Source organism: Marinobacter sp. VGCF2001 (genome assembly GCF_049943275.1).
Taxonomy (GTDB): domain Bacteria; phylum Pseudomonadota; class Gammaproteobacteria; order Pseudomonadales; family Oleiphilaceae; genus Marinobacter.
Genome location: NZ_JBNFVX010000002.1, coordinates 19,835 through 34,296 on the forward strand (window position 1 = coordinate 19,835; position 14,462 = coordinate 34,296).

The window sequence follows — 14,462 nt, forward strand, 5'->3', positions numbered from 1 at the left end:
TGCCTGCCGTCCTGGCAGACAACGCGGGAAACTGTACACAGGTCACCGGGGGTTCTCAAGCAAAAACTGGCCAGAAAAACCTCAAACTGTGTGCTTGGGCAAACTTTTGCCAGGCTGCCGATCTGACTGCGCAAGTGCTATTTCGGTCAATGACGCCTTCTGGCCGGCTCGCTATACTGCGGCACATCGAATGGAAAAAATCACCAACACCACGGAGACACAACATGAGTGACCTGAAAGCAAAATTTGACGAAGCGGTGAACTACATCCAGTCTGCGGAGGGAGACTTCAAACCCTCCAACGAACTCAAGCTGGAATTCTACGCGCTTTACAAGCAGGCAACCGACGGCGACGTCGGTGGCAAACGCCCGGGCATGATGGATTTTGTGGGCCGCGCAAAATACGACGCCTGGGAAAAACTGAAAGGTATGTCCAGTGACGACGCCATGCAGCAGTACATCGACAAGCTCGAATCCCTGAAGTAATCCCCGGCCCCGCTGCCCTCCATCGGCAACGGGGCGCTGCCCCTGCCTTCGGCTTTGCGCTGTTCAAACGTTTGTCATATGATGCGCGCACCATAACAACAACACGTTTTGAACGAGTACCCATCATGGATATTATCGAGGTTCTGGAGGAATCCCGCCCGGGCATGATTGGCCAGGTAAGGGCCGCCGTCCACAAGCGCCACTTGAACCAACGCACAGAACAAACCTACCTGCACTGGATCAGCCGATTTGTGCTGTTTCATGACCTGAAAGATCCGGACGATCTGGGCGAAGAGGAGCAGAGACTGTTCCTGTCCTACCTGAAGGAAAAGATTCGGGTGTCTCGGGCCAGGCTGAACCAGGCAACCCAGGCCCTGAATTTTTTCTACGAGGATGTACTTGGCAAGCAGGCCCTCGCCGCCGATTTCGCAGCGGCCTGAGTCAGGCTAACGTCTCCGGAACCTATCGACCGGTCACATTGGTGTTCAGGGTATCGTACGTACGATTTTCCGGAGGCCGGATCACATAGTTGTTGCCATGACTCTGGCCGGGAATGACCTTGGGATTGCTGAAGCGGATATCGACAGGAATTTCGGACCGCCCCAGATCGGTACGACTGTCCCTGGGCTGCAAAGCTAATGGATCGAGATAAAAATCATCCTCGGTCGCCTGCTGAACTGGTACTCCCGCTGCCGGCGCCGCCAGTCCGCCCTCAATCACGGTATTCGCCAGCTCTTCTTCCTCGACAGAACGAAACGGAATGGTCTCAAGAGTGGAGCGCTCCTCATATTCAAAGGCTGCATCGCCTTCGTCCTGAGCGAACACAGGCCCCGCCCCCAACAACATCAACGGCATAACCAGATAGGCTGGCAAGCACCGCATCAACACCGTCCATTTTTTGGTTGTCATGGCTTTCATCCTGGCCCGATCCTGTTTCTACCCTGGCGGGTGACAATATTTGATCAGTTTATCGCCAAAACTAACACCCTGCCTAAAAAAAAGACTGTTTTGTGACACCACTCACTTGTCATCCTGGGCCGTTTGATAGCGAATACCGGTAATAACGACCTCCTTCCAGCCTTCCGGTGTTTTCACCGACACCTCGTCATCCAGGTGCTTGCCAATCAGCGCCCTGGCCAAGGGTGCGTTCACACTGAGGTAGCCTTTCTCAAGGTCAAATTCATCAGCGCCCACGATGCGATACGCCCGCTCATGACCATCCTCGTCCTCCACGGTTACCCAGGCACCGAAAAACACCCGGCTCTGGTCCTCCGGCAACCGATTCACCACCGACACCTCATCGAGGCGCTTACTGAGAAAACGCACACGGCGATCAATCTCACGGAGCTGCTTTTTGCCATAGATATATTCAGCGTTCTCTGAGCGATCGCCCTGTGCAGCCGCTTCACGCACGGCCTGGGTAACCTCCGGTCGCTTCACTTTCCAGAGATACTGCAGTTCTTCCCTGAGAGCCTGCTCACCCTCGGGCGTTATGTAGCGCGGTCGGTTACCACCGGAGGCAGTACGGTTGATCATCGGCATCCCGGGTTCGGACAGTGGGTCGAAAAGGGGCATAAAAAAACCCCGTCAGTAACGGGGTATAAGGCTAGCGCTGTGCTGGAGGGAGAAGCAAGCAGAACCTCTGCCCGCTTCCACATCTACACCCTCTATTCTGCATATTGACTATTACCTGCCCGTGGCCATGCGATTACCTTTTGGCAAGAGAACCTACCGGCGACAATTTAGGTTGAACACTCTAGCAACGACGATTAGCGTTACTGGCTATCAGACCCGATTTCTAATGGAGACGTCTCAATGGATACCAAAACATTCACCAACCTGGCACTTGAAGGCGTTGATAGCCTGGGCTTCCGGCTGGACCAACTGGGTATCACCAGTCGCATCAATCGTCACAACCTGGCCGCTTTTCTGATGAACGAACAAAAGCATCTTGAAGGGGAGTGGGACAGCATCCAGGCCAAAGTTGATCGCCGCCGTGCCCAGTTCGATCACCTCAGCCAGCACGTTGAGGCACGGACGGATGCCCTGATTGGCCCGGTCCTGAAGAGAATCAGCCGGTTCCGCGCCAGCCAGTAAATCAGCTTACATCGATATCTGCGGAGCTGTGCCTGCCCTCCGCAGAAATCGCATCGTCAGGCTGTGCCGCCCGGATTCGCTTTTTTACGCCGGTATACGCGGGCATACGCACGGTTACGGTCAGGCCGGGCATTTCCTCGCCGGCGTGAGTGTCGCTCAGCAGAATCTGGCCCTGATGAATTTCCGCCACGGCCGACACCAGGCTCAGGCCCAGGCCATTACCCGGTAACGAACGACTTTTGCCAACCCGATAGAATCGCTGGAATACCTGGTCCTTCTCGTCATCCGGGATACCGATACCGGAATCCTGCACCTCGAACACCGCACCCGCCCCGTCCCTGCGGACCACCACTTTGATGGCACCGTGCTCAGGCGTGTACTTGATGGCGTTATCAATCAGGTTGCTGATCATCTGGAACAGGAGGTCCCGATCGCCCTCAATCCGGACATCCTGCTCAAGCTCCTGGGAAAAGCCCTGCTCTTTGTCTTCGGAAACCGCCTCGTAGAGTTCGCAGGCATCACTCACCAGTTCATCAAGGGCCACCACTCTCATATCAGCCGAGTTGCCGCGGGTTTCCAGGCGAGCAATGCGCAGCAGCGCATTGAACGTTGCCAACAACTGATCGGCTTCCGCAACCGCCTGGCCAACGTGCTCCCGCGCCTCGTCGTTATCAACGGTAATCAGGGTATTTTCCAGCTGATTGCGCAGCCGGGTCAGTGGCGTGCGCAAGTCATGGGCAATGCTGTCAGACACATGGCGGACACCCTCCATCAGGTAGACTATCCGATCCAGCATCTGGTTCAGGTTCTCGGCCAACTGATCAAAGTCGTCGTCGGTACCGCGGGTGGGAATTCGCAGGGACAGATGGCCATTCATGATCCGCCGAGAGGTGTTGTTGATTACCTCGATTCGGCGGGTAGTGCTTCGACTCATCAGGAAGCCGCCCAGAAGCGCCAGCGCCAGGGTTATCCCCATCCCCCAGTTGATGGCCGTTTCGATCACCCGCTTGAGGTTGGTCAGGTCGTCGACATCACGGCCAACCAGAAGCCTGAGACCACCCTGAACCTCGAAAATACGAGCGCGGGCCAGGCGTTCGGCGCCCTGCCAGCCGACATCGGGATTGAGAGTAAAATTGATCCAGCCACTGTCAGATGAGCGACTGCCTTCCGGCCAGGTTTCGATATTGCCGGCCAGTTTCAGGAAGTCGTCGGTAGTCAGCAGATAAATGGATTTGGCGTTCGGATCCCGGGCGACCCGCTCCCGGATGATGGTGATCAGGCCGTTGACGCCGCGGCTGCGGTATTGCTCCGCCAGCCCGGCGATTTCCGCCTCAATGGTCTCGTCAGTCTGGGCAGTCATGAACCCGGCTGTGCGCCAGTAGATAAACGCCAGCAACAGGAACACGGAGGTGGCAAACACCACCATGTACAGCAGGGCAAGCTGGAACGACGATGTTCTTAGCTGACTAAGCAGTTTCACGCAACATATATCCTGCCCCCCGCACTGTCTGCAACAGGGGAGTATCGAATTCCTTGTCGATCTTGGCACGCAGGCGGCTGATGTGAACGTCGATGACATTCGTCTGGGGATCAAAATGGTAATCCCACACCTTCTCCAGCAGCATGGTCCGGGTCACGACCTGGCCGGCATTGCGCATCAGGTATTCCAGTAACCGGAACTCCCGGGGCTGGACATCGATGTTCTGGCCGGCACGCTTCACCGTGCGGGCCAGCAGGTCCATTTCCAGGTCGGCCACTTTCAGCAAGGTTTCGGTCTCTGCCGCCTGGCGGTTACGCCGGATCAGCGACTCGATTCGTGCCAGCAGCTCGGTGAAGGAGAACGGTTTGGTCAGATAATCGTCACCGCCGCCACGCAGCCCCTCAACACGGTCGTCAACATCCCCCAGGGCGCTGAGAATCAGTACCGGGGTCTGATTGCCGGTTGCCCGTACCGTCTTGATGATGGAAAGTCCGTCCATGCCTGGCAACATACGGTCGACAATCATGATGTCGTATTCTTCGCTGGCCGCCATCATCATGCCTTCTTTGCCATCGGCTGCATGGTCGACCACGAAGTCGGATTCCTTCAGCCCCTTCAGCAGATAGCTTGCCACATCCCGATCATCTTCGATTACCAGCGCTTTCACCGGCCTTCCTCCTGATAGCGGATAACATTAACAACAAGGGTACGAAGAACGCCCGAAACCGGCCAGTTACCATCTTGTAAGAGGGTGTCGCCAATGGCGACGGTCAATTCAGTCCCTCAAACCAGGCCAGAGACGCTTCCGTCGGGCCGGCGGGGCGGTATTCTGCACTCACCCAGCCGCTGTAGCCAAGCCGGTCGATAGCCGCGAAAACATTCGAAAAGTTAATTTCACCGGTTCCCGGCTGATGTCGCCCGGGGTTATCAGCAAACTGGATGTGGCCAATCCAGGGCAGCAGGCACTCGATGCCACGGACCAGATCCCCTTCCATGATCTGCCTATGGTAGAGATCGTACTGCAGGCGCACGTTGTCTGCCTCCAGCGCCTCAATCAGCGCCATCACCTTGCCACTGGTATCGAGCATGAAGCCCGGCATATCCACCCTCGAATTGATGGCTTCCAGACACAGGGTCAAACCTGCTTCGGCGAAGCGGTCGGCTGCATACTGCACATTCGCCACCAGGGTCTGCCAGGCGTCTTCCTCGGCAACGGATTCGGGCTTCAAACCTGCAAGGCAGTTGAGCTGCTTGCAGTCCAGCATCCGGGCGTAGTGAATGCCCTGCTCGACACCGGCGCGAAACTCCTCGATGCGATCCGGCAGACAGGCAATGCCACGCTCTCCCGCTGCCCAGTCGCCGGGCGGCAGGTTGAACAGCACTTGTTCCAGCCCGTTGCTCTGAAGCCGCTCCGCCAGCTGTTCGGCCGGCCACTCATAGGGAAACAGATACTCCACGCCGCGGAACCCGGCACGTCGGGCCCGGGCGAAACGTTCCAGAAACGGCACTTCGGTAAACAGCATGCTCAGGTTGGCCGCAAAACGGGGCATGGCAGATTTCTCCGGTTAATTCAGTGCTTGGGGCCTCGGCCCAGGGAACCCATCAAGGCGCCGTTCAGATGCTCCAGCTCCAGCAACAGGCCGCTGTGATCGACATCGCTGTGGCCATTGGCGAACAGGGCCAGGTATTCATTATGCACCTGCTGGGCCAGCGGCAGGGTCAGATTTTCCGAGCGGGCCTCATCCAGAATCATCCGCATATCCTTGAGCTGGATGCGGGCCGGAGCGCCCGGCGCGAAGTCCCGGTCAATCATCCGCTGGCCATGCAGTTCCAGAATCCGGCTACCGGCAAACCCGCCCATCAGCGCTTCCCGCACAGCGGCCGGATCCGCGCCACCTTTGGCTGCCAGCAACAGCGCCTCAGACACAGCCCCGATGGTAATGCCCACAATCGCCTGATTAGCCAGCTTCGCCAACTGACCGGCTCCGACCGGCCCGATGCGGGTGCATTTGCCCAGCGCGCTGAACACCGGCAAAGCCCGCTCGATATCGGCTTCCGAGCCGCCCGCCATGATACTCAAGCGAGCCTCGGCCGCACCCACCGTACCGCCGGACACCGGCGCATCGACATAATCCGCCCCCTGCTCTGCGGCCAACTCGGCATGCTCCCGCGCCAGCGAAGGCTGCACCGAACTCATATCGATCACAAGCGCACCCGGCTTCACCGCAGCCATAGCACCCTGCTTTACCAGCACATCATCCACCACCTGGCCATTTTCCAGCATGGTGATCACAATGTCGGCATCCACCACCGCCTCGGTGGGCGTCCCGGCGATCGTCGCTTCGCTGGCAAAGGGCTCGCACTTGCTGGCGGTGCGATTCCAGAGCGTCATGGAAAAACCGGCGTCCAGCAGATTACGGGTCATCGGCGTGCCCATCAGGCCGATGCCGAGAAAAGCGATACGAGGAGAATGTGCAGACATTTTGGGGAGTCCCACTCAGAAGCCCGTCGAAGGGATTGGGGTAGCCTTTCCAAAAATTTGCGGAGCCATGGATGGCGGAGCAGAAGCGCCACATGGGCTCAGCCGAGCGATTATGAAGCAACGCTTCATGCGACAGCTGAGCGACCGCAATCTGTGATTGCGGGCCGGGCCCCGTAGGGGTGCCGCAGGAGCGTTTTTTGGAAAGGCTACCCCAATCCCTTCTTCCCAGCCACGTGAATTAAATGGTTTAGGCGGATTATACAAACAAAAACGCCACCAACCGCGAACGGTGGTGGCGTTTTCATCTTCCGGGCTGGCAATAAACCTCAGGCGACCTCGGCCATCTGCACCCGGATCTTCTTCATGGCGTTTTTCTCAAGCTGGCGGATCCGCTCAGCGGACACCCCGTACTTGTCGGCCAGCTCATGCAACGTCGACTTGCTCTCCGACAACCAACGCTCACGCAGAATATCCTGACTGCGCTCGTCGAGCTGCTCCAGCGCCAGCATCAGGCGCCCGTTGGAATCCTCGGACCAATCCGCATTTTCCAGCTGCACGGCCGGGTCGCTCCGGCGATCTTCCAGGTAGTGGGCCGGGGCCTGGTAGGCGCTGTCCTCGTCATCATCCATCGGACCGTCAAAAGCGGTATCCTGAGACGCCAAACGGCCTTCCATTTCGCGCACCACGCGCGGCTCGACACCCAGATCATTGGCCACGGCCTTCAGCTCTGCGTGATTCAGCCACGCCAGCTTTTTCTTCTGGCTACGCAAATTGAAAAACAGCTTACGCTGGGCTTTGGTGGTCGCCACTTTCACAATGCGCCAGTTGCGCAGGATGAATTCGTGAATCTCGGCTTTAATCCAATGCACGGCGAACGACACCAGGCGCACCCCGTACTCCGGATTGAACCGTTTGACCGCCTTCATCAGGCCGACGTTGCCTTCCTGAATCAGATCGGCCTGGGCCAGGCCATACCCGGAATAGCTGCGAGCAATATGGATCACGAAGCGAAGATGCGAAAGCACAAGCTGTCGTGCGGCCCCAACGTCGCCCTCGTAGTGCAGCCGTTCTGCCAAATCCCGCTCTTCGTCAACCGAAAGAACGGGGATGCGACTCGCGGCCTGAATATAGGACTCGAGATTTGCACCCGGAACCAGTCTGTCGACCAGCTGTAAACTCGTACCCATGCATTAACCTCCGAACCTGACAGCCTTTAAATATAACAACTGATTGTGAGACCGCCAAGAACTCAATTAGTTCCCGAAAAATCCAGTAAAACGTTAAAAATCAGACATCTGGAAATTTCGCCTTTTCTCTACTGCCCTCAAACTAAGACAGAATCGATTGCCTTTGCAATACGGTGTTCCCGCGATCCGGATCAACCACCGGCGATATCACCCGGCTCTATATCGTCGAGATGACGCCTGACCGCAACCCAGGCACCCAGCCAGCCTAGCAGCATCGCTGTGATTATCAATGCCAGCGCGCCGTCCAGACCCGGCCCCTGCAATGCAAACTCGCTGCGATACAACCCGGCCAGCCGCTCAATAGGCCCACCCAACCACCAGAGTGCCATCTGAATGAGCAGCCAGGCAACCAGGCCGCCCCCCAGGCCAAACCAGGCTCCAGTATAGAGAAACGGCCGACGAACAAAGGCGTCCGTTCCGCCCACCAGTTTCGCCACCAGAATCTCGTCCCGCCGGTTTTCGATGGCCAGGCGCACAGTGTTACCAATCACCAGTATCACGGCGACCCCCAGTAACAGAGCCAGCGTCCAGACTGCGCGGGCGAGAATATCGGTCATCGCGTTCAGACGCTGCAGCCAGCCCAGATCCACCTGAACCCGTGCTACTCCGGGCAGGCCTTCAATAAAGGTCACCAGGGCTTGTACCCCGTCTGCCGACCGGGCGCTGTCTTCCGGAGTGACCAGCACGGTATGGGGCAACGGATTTTCGCCCAGAAAATCCAGCGCATCGTTCAGTCCGGAACTGGCCCGAAAATCCGCAAGGGCCTGATCCCGCTCCACCAACTGCACTGACGACACCCGGCCATCGGTTTCAATATCCCGGGCCAGTTCACGGGCATCTGCCACCGGCAATTCCATCGTCAGATACGCGGTAATCCGCGCAGTACTTTCCCAACCGGCACTCACCCCCTGCAGACTGTGCAATAAAAGCAGCAGAGCCATCGGCAGGGCCAGCGCAACCCCCATCACCGTCCAGGTCATGGCGCTGGCCACCGGCGTTTTCAGCATTCGCTGGATAGAGTCCCGCGCCACTTTCCGGTGATGGCCGAGATAACTGCGGGCCTGATCACCCAATGGCGATCGGGCGCGCCTGGCGCCCCGCCGGCTTTCCGGTTTCTGGCTGGAGTCAGTGACCACTCACACCTCCGCCCGCAACCAACTGGCCCTGGTTCAGGGTCAGCGTGCGCCGGTTCATTTCGTTGATCAAAGTAATATCGTGAGTGGCGACGAGCACCGTCACCCCCACCTGACTGAACTGGGTGAACAGGCGCATGATATCTGCAGACAATTCCGGATCCAGGTTACCCGTCGGCTCATCCGCCAGCAGCACCGGCGGCTTGTTCACCACGGCCCGGGCAATGCCCACCCGTTGCTGTTCACCGCCGGACAGCTGCATGGGATTCATTTTCTCTTTTTTCAGCAGGCCGACCTTGTCCAGGGCCGCCCGCACCCGCCGCCCGGTATCGTCCGGCGAAGCCCCCATCACTTCCAGTGGCATGGCCACGTTATCGAACACTGTGCGGTCGAACAGCAGCTGGTGATTCTGGAACACCACACCGATATGCCGGCGGATATACGGAATCTGCCGGCGGGGCAGGCTGTTGAGTTTCTGGCCGCCGACAACCACCTCACCGGCGGTCGGCCGCTCCATCACCATGACCAACTTCAGGAGCGTGCTTTTGCCCGCGCCGGAATGACCGGTCAAAAACGCCAGCTCTCCCCGGTCAAGCTGAAAATTCACAGCCCGCAATGCCGTATGATCACTGTCATACCGCTTGGTTACCTGGCGAAACTCGATCATCGGGGCTACTCCGTTATCCGGCGTCAGTCTTCGAACAACGCGTCCACAAAGGTTTCGGCATCAAAACTGCGCAGATCTTCCGCCTGCTCGCCCACCCCGATAAACCGGATAGGCAACTGCAACTGACGCGCGATCGCAAACACGATTCCGCCTTTGGCAGTGCCATCCAGTTTCGTAAGCGTAATGCCAGAGACACCAACTGCCTGCTGGAACACCTGGGCCTGGCTCAGAGCGTTCTGGCCGGTACCGGCATCCAGCACGAGCATCACTTCATGGGGCGCGGAATCGTCCAGCTTCTTGATAACCCTTACCACCTTGGACAACTCGTTCATCAGGTTGTCCTTGTTCTGCAGACGGCCGGCCGTATCCGCAATCACCACATCTACACCGCGGGATTTCGCCGATTCAATGGCGTCAAAAATCACCGACGCACTGTCCGCACCGGTATGCTGGGCCACCACCGGTACGTTGTTCCGTTCGCCCCATACTTCCAGTTGCTCAACTGCCGCGGCCCGAAAGGTATCGCCGGCAGCGAGCATGACCGATTTACCTTCGCTCTGGAACTTCTGGGTCAGCTTGCCGATTGTGGTGGTTTTGCCCACGCCGTTCACGCCAACCATCAGGATGACGTAAGGCTGTTTAGCCGCATCAATTTCCAGCGGGCGGGTCACGTCCTTGAGCAGGCCATGCAGCTCATCCCTCAGCGCCGTGCGCAGAGCCTCGCCATCTTTCAGCTGATTGCGTTCCAGCTTATCGGTCAGGGCGTCGATGATCTCGGACGTAGCGGTTACCCCCACATCGGCCATCAACAGGGTGGTTTCGATCTCTTCCAGCAGGTCCTCATCAATCTTCTTGCCGACCGAGAACAGATCCGCCAGACCGCCAGTCAGGCTGGCACGGGTTTTACCCAGCCCCTGTTTGATTCGCTCAAAGACACTGACTTTTGTTTCCGGCTGCGGCTCGGGTTCTGGCTCTGGCTCTGGCTCTGGCTCAGGTTCGACCGTTGCAGGTTCCGGCTTCGATACCGGTTCAACGGCCTCAGATTCAGGCACGCCTGCTTCCGGCTCGGGCTGAGTGTCTGCTTTGGCCTCGGGCTCCGGCGCGATCGGGGCCGGGCCACGGGCAACCTCGGGTTTGCGTTGCGGAACCGGTTCAGGGCGGGGCGCCCGCTTACGATTGCCGGCAATATCCAGCACAAAAAACAGAACAAGAAGGGCCAACAGGCCGACTGAAATCCACTCTGCCGTCATAATCTATCCATCTGTTTGAAAGGGGCGGGCACAGGCCGCAGGTTCCCGAACTCCGCACAAGAAGCGCGGCTTGCCAAAATAAAGCGCTCATTCTAGCAGACTGGCGGGCGCAAGTGAGGGCCATGGATTAACCGGCATCGAGGTTTCCGGTATCATCTGTCACCGTTCCCTATTCATCCTGACCAACCGGAGTCTCCTCGGCCTATGGCACGGCGCCCCCCAACCCACCGCAAACCCGCCAGCTCTCAAGGCAAGCAAGCCAGCACTGGTGAATTGCGCATTATCGGTGGCGACTGGCGTAGCCGGAAACTGCACTTCCCGGACGCAGGCGGCGTCAGGCCCAGCCCGGCACGCACGCGCGAAACGCTGTTCAACTGGTTGAGTTTTCACCTGGCAGGCAGTCGTTGTCTGGATCTGTTTGCCGGCTCCGGCGCCCTGGGGCTGGAGGCCTTGTCCCGCGGGGCGGCCGCAACGACACTGGTGGACCATACCCCGGCGCTGGCAAAAGCGCTCCGGGATAACCTCAGGCTGCTTGGGACAGATAAGGGCCATGTGGTTTGCCAGGATGTGGCACAGTTTCTGGCCAGAGGCGAAGAGCCGGGCTACGACGTGCTGTTCATGGATCCGCCTTTCCGGCAGGGCTGGCTGGAACGGCTGATGCCACTGCTGGATTCCCGGCAATGGATCAAACCCGGGGGTTGGGTTTATGTAGAACACGAGCGCGAGCTCAGCCTGCCCCCGGTGCCCGCCAGCTGGCACCTGCACAGGCAGAAATCCGCCGGCCAGGTCAGCTATTGTTTATTCCGGGCTGGGGAGCAAGAGGAACCGGCGGCCGACTGATGGCCCGCCGCCGGTTAACAAGACAAGAGAATCAGCTGGAGGGGCGCAGCGAGTACGCGCGCAGGTGAGCGGCAAACTCTTCAAGATACCGCACACCACTGGCCTCGGCTTCCCGGCACCATTCCATCAGGGCCTGCAACTTGTCCTGCGGCTTGAGCCCACGCTGACGCCAGAGCGCCTGCAGCTCGTGGCTCTTCTCGTAAATCAGTCGCAACACTTCATTACGTTCCAGAACGGTGTCAAGGTGCTCCTTCTCCCGGGGCTTGATCAAACTGATCTCGCGGGACAGCAGCTGCCTGAGCTTGCGGTAACGCGGCCGGATTTCATCATCCATCAGCGCTTTCTGCTGCCGGAGTACCGGTTCCATCACACGCTTGCGATACTGGCGCATGATCACAAAGCGGTTGTTGGCAATCGCCTGCACCGTTTCAACATCGACAGCCTGCTTGCCGGGCACATAATGGGCAATGGGCCGGTAGCCCTTTGGGGTCGCCAGGCCAAACAGCTGGAACAGACGGATGTAACCCCAGCCGATATCCACCTCGTACCAGCGACGGGACAACTTGGCAGAGTTCGGATACGTATGGTGGTTGTTGTGAAGCTCTTCACCACCGATAAGAATGCCCAGCGGAGAAATGTTGCGGGCATTATCCGCGCACTCGAAATTCCGGTAGCCGAGGTAATGACCGATGCCGTTTACCACACCTGCTGCCCAGACCGGGATCCACATCATCTGTACCGCCCAGATCCAGATGCCGTGAACGCCAAACAGCGCCAGATTAATCAGGGCCATCAGGGCAATACCCAGAACCCGGTGACGGCTGTACAGATTACGCTCAATCCAGTCTTCCGGAGTGCGTTGCCCATAGCGCTCAAGCGTTTCGGGCGTAGCAGAGGCCGCATACAATTCAGCGCCTTCGAACAGTACCTTGCGAATACCCAGAACAACCGGACTGTGAGGATCTTCCTCTGTTTCACATTTGGCGTGGTGCTTGCGATGGATCGCCGTCCATTCCTTGGTGTTCTGGGCCGTAGTCAGCCACAACCAGAAACGGAAAAAGTGCTTGAGCACAGGATGCAGATCCAGTGCATTATGGGCCGAATGGCGGTGGAGATAGAGCGTCACACTGACGATGGTGACGTGGGTCATCACCAGAGTGACGGCAATCAGCTGCCACACAGAAAGGTCCAGAAGACCATTAAACCACATAGAAAATCCTCAAAACTCAATTTACTTCGAAAGGCGATACGGCGTGCGGAATGTCGCTGGCACTCGAAGGGGGTTGTCGATAACACCACTTTAGCGTACAGCTGTACGCTCGGACAACCGGGTTTGGCGCCTTTTTTGTTAACGATTACACTGTTTCGCTGAAAATCTATCCGCTGGGGAGGCGCCGTGCCGGAATTACCCGAAGTTGAAACCACCCGCCAGGGCATCGCCCCCCACTGTGAAGGCCAGACCGTACGCAAGGTCATTGTCCGCAATCCCAGCCTGCGCTGGCCGGTTCCCGGCGATCTGCCGGCACTCCTGGAAGGTCAGGTGATACGAGCCGTGGAACGGCGGGCCAAGTATTTGTTCCTGCATTTTGATACGGGCTCCGCGATTGTGCATCTGGGTATGTCGGGAAGCCTCAGGGTGATCACCGACGACACGCCGGCCATGACCCACGATCATGTCGAGCTTGTTCTCGGCAACCACCGCAGCCTGCGATTCAACGACCCCCGCCGCTTCGGGTGCTGGCTTTGGACCACCGAATGGCGCCATCACCCGCTGATCAGCGCGCTCGGTCCGGAGCCCTTGTCGGAGGCGTTCAACGGTGCCTGGCTGTTTCGCCTGTCCAGGAACAAACAAGCCCCGGTTAAATCCTTCATTATGGACAACCACGTGGTGGTGGGGGTTGGCAACATTTACGCCAACGAGGCCCTGTTCAAGGCCGGCATTCACCCCAAAAGGAAAGCTGGCAGGATCAGCCTGGATCGCTACCACAAACTCGCTGAAGCCATCCGGGAAACCCTCAGTGCAGCCATTCTGATGGGCGGCACTACCCTCCGGGATTTCGTGAACAGCGATGGCAAGCCCGGCTATTTCGCGCAATCTTTGCTGGTCTACGGTAAGGCCGGCCTGCCCTGTACCGGGTGTGGCACCCGACTGAAAGAGATCCGCATGAACAACCGGTCAACCGTTTACTGCCCCCGCTGCCAACGCTGAGAAAACGAGATCGCTCACATTTCTCAACGAAAAACCGTTTGAAATTGGGGCAATATGATTCATAGTTAACGAAGTGCTAGTACCCGGTCACGCGATTTGGCGCTAACGCGCAGATTCCTCATAGTCGAGACAGAAGAGCCCTGACTGACCGGGCTGATACGTTCAGGAGAGAATGTTATGACCCGCAAGATTTCCCGCACCCTGGTAGCCACCTTTGCAGCCTGCCTGCTGGCGTTTTCTTCTCTTGGCCATGCCCGCGCCGTGGACGAGAGCCCGTCTGCGCTGGCCATGACGGCCGATGCCGTGCTGCTGCGCCCGGCGCTGCTCGCTACCACCATCGTCGGCAGCGCTGTTTACCTGGTGTCCCTGCCGTTCTCGGCACTCGGCGGCAATGCCGGTGAAGCCGGCGAGGTACTGGTGGTCGGCCCCGCCAAGGCCACTTTCGTTCGCTGCCTGGGCTGCACCCGCACCGGACGCAAGGCGGAGACCGTTGAGCAATCCGACAACTGATTGCCGGATTGATCCGTAAAATCCCGGCTTGCCACTGGCCGGGTTCTGAGGCAGCCTGAGGA

General features: G+C 58.4%; 17 protein-coding genes. 6 read left to right on the top strand and 11 right to left on the bottom strand.

The features are described from left to right. Positions 1 to 224 precede the first annotated feature (224 nt). Positions 225 to 485 (top strand): acyl-CoA-binding protein, encoded by a 261-nt coding sequence (locus ACP2AU_RS03285; RefSeq protein WP_426374454.1) that lies wholly within the window; start codon positions 225 to 227, stop codon positions 483 to 485. A gap of 125 nt (positions 486 to 610) precedes the next feature. Continuing rightward, positions 611 to 925, top strand: a complete 315-nt coding sequence (locus ACP2AU_RS03290) for a site-specific integrase (protein WP_426374456.1) — start codon at positions 611 to 613, stop codon at positions 923 to 925. Positions 926 to 947: 22 nt separating this feature from the next. Here ACP2AU_RS03290 and ACP2AU_RS03295 read toward each other — a convergent pair whose 3' ends face one another. Both ACP2AU_RS03295 and greB read right to left on the bottom strand, forming a co-directional pair. Then, entirely contained in the window at positions 948 to 1,394 is a 447-nt protein-coding gene (locus tag ACP2AU_RS03295; RefSeq protein ID WP_426374458.1) for a hypothetical protein, read from the bottom strand. 111 nt (positions 1,395 to 1,505) lie between these two features. Beyond that, positions 1,506 to 2,021 carry a transcription elongation factor GreB gene (gene greB / locus ACP2AU_RS03300; protein ID WP_426375069.1) on the bottom strand — a complete coding sequence of 172 codons (516 nt, stop codon included), beginning with the start codon at positions 2,019 to 2,021 and terminating at the stop codon, positions 1,506 to 1,508. Between the two features lie 279 nt (positions 2,022 to 2,300). Here greB and ACP2AU_RS03305 point away from each other — a divergent pair, with 279 nt between their 5' ends. Beyond that, entirely contained in the window at positions 2,301 to 2,582 is a 282-nt protein-coding gene (locus tag ACP2AU_RS03305; RefSeq protein ID WP_426374460.1) for a hypothetical protein, read from the top strand. A gap of 1 nt (position 2,583) precedes the next feature. Here ACP2AU_RS03305 and ACP2AU_RS03310 read toward each other — a convergent pair whose 3' ends face one another. The 8 genes from ACP2AU_RS03310 to ftsY all read right to left on the bottom strand — a co-directional run bounded on the left by ACP2AU_RS03310 (position 2,584) and on the right by ftsY (position 10,841). Further along, the gene (locus ACP2AU_RS03310; protein ID WP_426374462.1) at positions 2,584 to 4,062 is read right to left on the bottom strand and encodes an ATP-binding protein; all 1,479 of its coding nucleotides are present in this window, start codon (positions 4,060 to 4,062) and stop codon (positions 2,584 to 2,586) included. Next, on the bottom strand, positions 4,049 to 4,729 hold the full coding sequence (locus ACP2AU_RS03315) for a winged helix-turn-helix domain-containing protein (protein ID WP_426374464.1): 681 nt from the start codon (positions 4,727 to 4,729) through the stop codon (positions 4,049 to 4,051). Before ACP2AU_RS03315 ends, ACP2AU_RS03310 begins: the two co-directional genes overlap by 14 nt. A gap of 103 nt (positions 4,730 to 4,832) precedes the next feature. After that, on the bottom strand, positions 4,833 to 5,612 hold the full coding sequence (gene hyi / locus ACP2AU_RS03320) for a hydroxypyruvate isomerase (RefSeq protein ID WP_426374466.1): 780 nt from the start codon (positions 5,610 to 5,612) through the stop codon (positions 4,833 to 4,835). A 20-nt stretch (positions 5,613 to 5,632) separates the two neighbouring features. Then, complete coding sequence (locus ACP2AU_RS03325) at positions 5,633 to 6,544, bottom strand: NAD(P)-dependent oxidoreductase (RefSeq protein WP_426374468.1); 912 nt, start codon at positions 6,542 to 6,544, stop codon at positions 5,633 to 5,635. A gap of 326 nt (positions 6,545 to 6,870) precedes the next feature. Then, positions 6,871 to 7,731 (bottom strand): RNA polymerase sigma factor RpoH, encoded by an 861-nt coding sequence (gene rpoH / locus ACP2AU_RS03330; RefSeq protein WP_426374470.1) that lies wholly within the window; start codon positions 7,729 to 7,731, stop codon positions 6,871 to 6,873. Between the two features lie 191 nt (positions 7,732 to 7,922). Beyond that, entirely contained in the window at positions 7,923 to 8,927 is a 1,005-nt protein-coding gene (ftsX, locus tag ACP2AU_RS03335; protein ID WP_426374471.1) for a permease-like cell division protein FtsX, read from the bottom strand. Beyond that, positions 8,917 to 9,591 carry a cell division ATP-binding protein FtsE gene (gene ftsE / locus ACP2AU_RS03340; protein ID WP_426374473.1) on the bottom strand — a complete coding sequence of 225 codons (675 nt, stop codon included), beginning with the start codon at positions 9,589 to 9,591 and terminating at the stop codon, positions 8,917 to 8,919. Before ftsE ends, ftsX begins: the two co-directional genes overlap by 11 nt. Positions 9,592 to 9,614: 23 nt before the next feature. Further along, complete coding sequence (ftsY, locus tag ACP2AU_RS03345) at positions 9,615 to 10,841, bottom strand: signal recognition particle-docking protein FtsY (RefSeq protein WP_426374475.1); 1,227 nt, start codon at positions 10,839 to 10,841, stop codon at positions 9,615 to 9,617. A gap of 204 nt (positions 10,842 to 11,045) precedes the next feature. Between ftsY and rsmD the strand changes: the two genes are divergently transcribed. Next, complete coding sequence (rsmD, locus tag ACP2AU_RS03350; protein ID WP_426374477.1) at positions 11,046 to 11,681, top strand: 16S rRNA (guanine(966)-N(2))-methyltransferase RsmD; 636 nt, start codon at positions 11,046 to 11,048, stop codon at positions 11,679 to 11,681. Positions 11,682 to 11,712: 31 nt separating this feature from the next. Here rsmD and ACP2AU_RS03355 read toward each other — a convergent pair whose 3' ends face one another. Further along, positions 11,713 to 12,891, bottom strand: coding sequence for a DesA family fatty acid desaturase (locus tag ACP2AU_RS03355; protein ID WP_426374479.1), 1,179 nt, complete (start codon positions 12,889 to 12,891; stop codon positions 11,713 to 11,715). A gap of 186 nt (positions 12,892 to 13,077) precedes the next feature. Between ACP2AU_RS03355 and mutM the strand changes: the two genes are divergently transcribed. After that, on the top strand, positions 13,078 to 13,890 hold the full coding sequence (mutM, locus tag ACP2AU_RS03360; RefSeq protein ID WP_426374480.1) for a bifunctional DNA-formamidopyrimidine glycosylase/DNA-(apurinic or apyrimidinic site) lyase: 813 nt from the start codon (positions 13,078 to 13,080) through the stop codon (positions 13,888 to 13,890). 177 nt (positions 13,891 to 14,067) lie between these two features. Beyond that, a complete protein-coding gene (locus ACP2AU_RS03365) occupies positions 14,068 to 14,400 on the top strand; it encodes a hypothetical protein (RefSeq protein ID WP_426374482.1) in 333 nt (110 codons plus the stop codon). Positions 14,401 to 14,462 lie beyond the last annotated feature (62 nt).

Excerpts from the sequence above, each read along its gene's own strand:
- ACP2AU_RS03285 (WP_426374454.1), top strand. The coding sequence starts at position 225 with ATGAGTGACCTGAAAGCAAAATTTGACGAAGCGGTGAACTACATCCAG.
- ACP2AU_RS03290 (WP_426374456.1), top strand. The coding sequence starts at position 611 with ATGGATATTATCGAGGTTCTGGAGGAATCCCGCCCGGGCATGATTGGC.
- ACP2AU_RS03295 (WP_426374458.1), bottom strand. The coding sequence starts at position 1,394 with ATGACAACCAAAAAATGGACGGTGTTGATGCGGTGCTTGCCAGCCTAT.
- greB (WP_426375069.1), bottom strand. The coding sequence starts at position 2,021 with ATGATCAACCGTACTGCCTCCGGTGGTAACCGACCGCGCTACATAACG.
- ACP2AU_RS03305 (WP_426374460.1), top strand. The coding sequence starts at position 2,301 with ATGGATACCAAAACATTCACCAACCTGGCACTTGAAGGCGTTGATAGC.
- hyi (WP_426374466.1), bottom strand. The coding sequence starts at position 5,612 with ATGCCCCGTTTTGCGGCCAACCTGAGCATGCTGTTTACCGAAGTGCCG.
- ACP2AU_RS03325 (WP_426374468.1), bottom strand. The coding sequence starts at position 6,544 with ATGTCTGCACATTCTCCTCGTATCGCTTTTCTCGGCATCGGCCTGATG.
- rpoH (WP_426374470.1), bottom strand. The coding sequence starts at position 7,731 with ATGGGTACGAGTTTACAGCTGGTCGACAGACTGGTTCCGGGTGCAAAT.
- ftsE (WP_426374473.1), bottom strand. The coding sequence starts at position 9,591 with ATGATCGAGTTTCGCCAGGTAACCAAGCGGTATGACAGTGATCATACG.
- ftsY (WP_426374475.1), bottom strand. The coding sequence starts at position 10,841 with ATGACGGCAGAGTGGATTTCAGTCGGCCTGTTGGCCCTTCTTGTTCTG.
- rsmD (WP_426374477.1), top strand. The coding sequence starts at position 11,046 with ATGGCACGGCGCCCCCCAACCCACCGCAAACCCGCCAGCTCTCAAGGC.
- ACP2AU_RS03355 (WP_426374479.1), bottom strand. The coding sequence starts at position 12,891 with ATGTGGTTTAATGGTCTTCTGGACCTTTCTGTGTGGCAGCTGATTGCC.
- ACP2AU_RS03365 (WP_426374482.1), top strand. The coding sequence starts at position 14,068 with ATGACCCGCAAGATTTCCCGCACCCTGGTAGCCACCTTTGCAGCCTGC.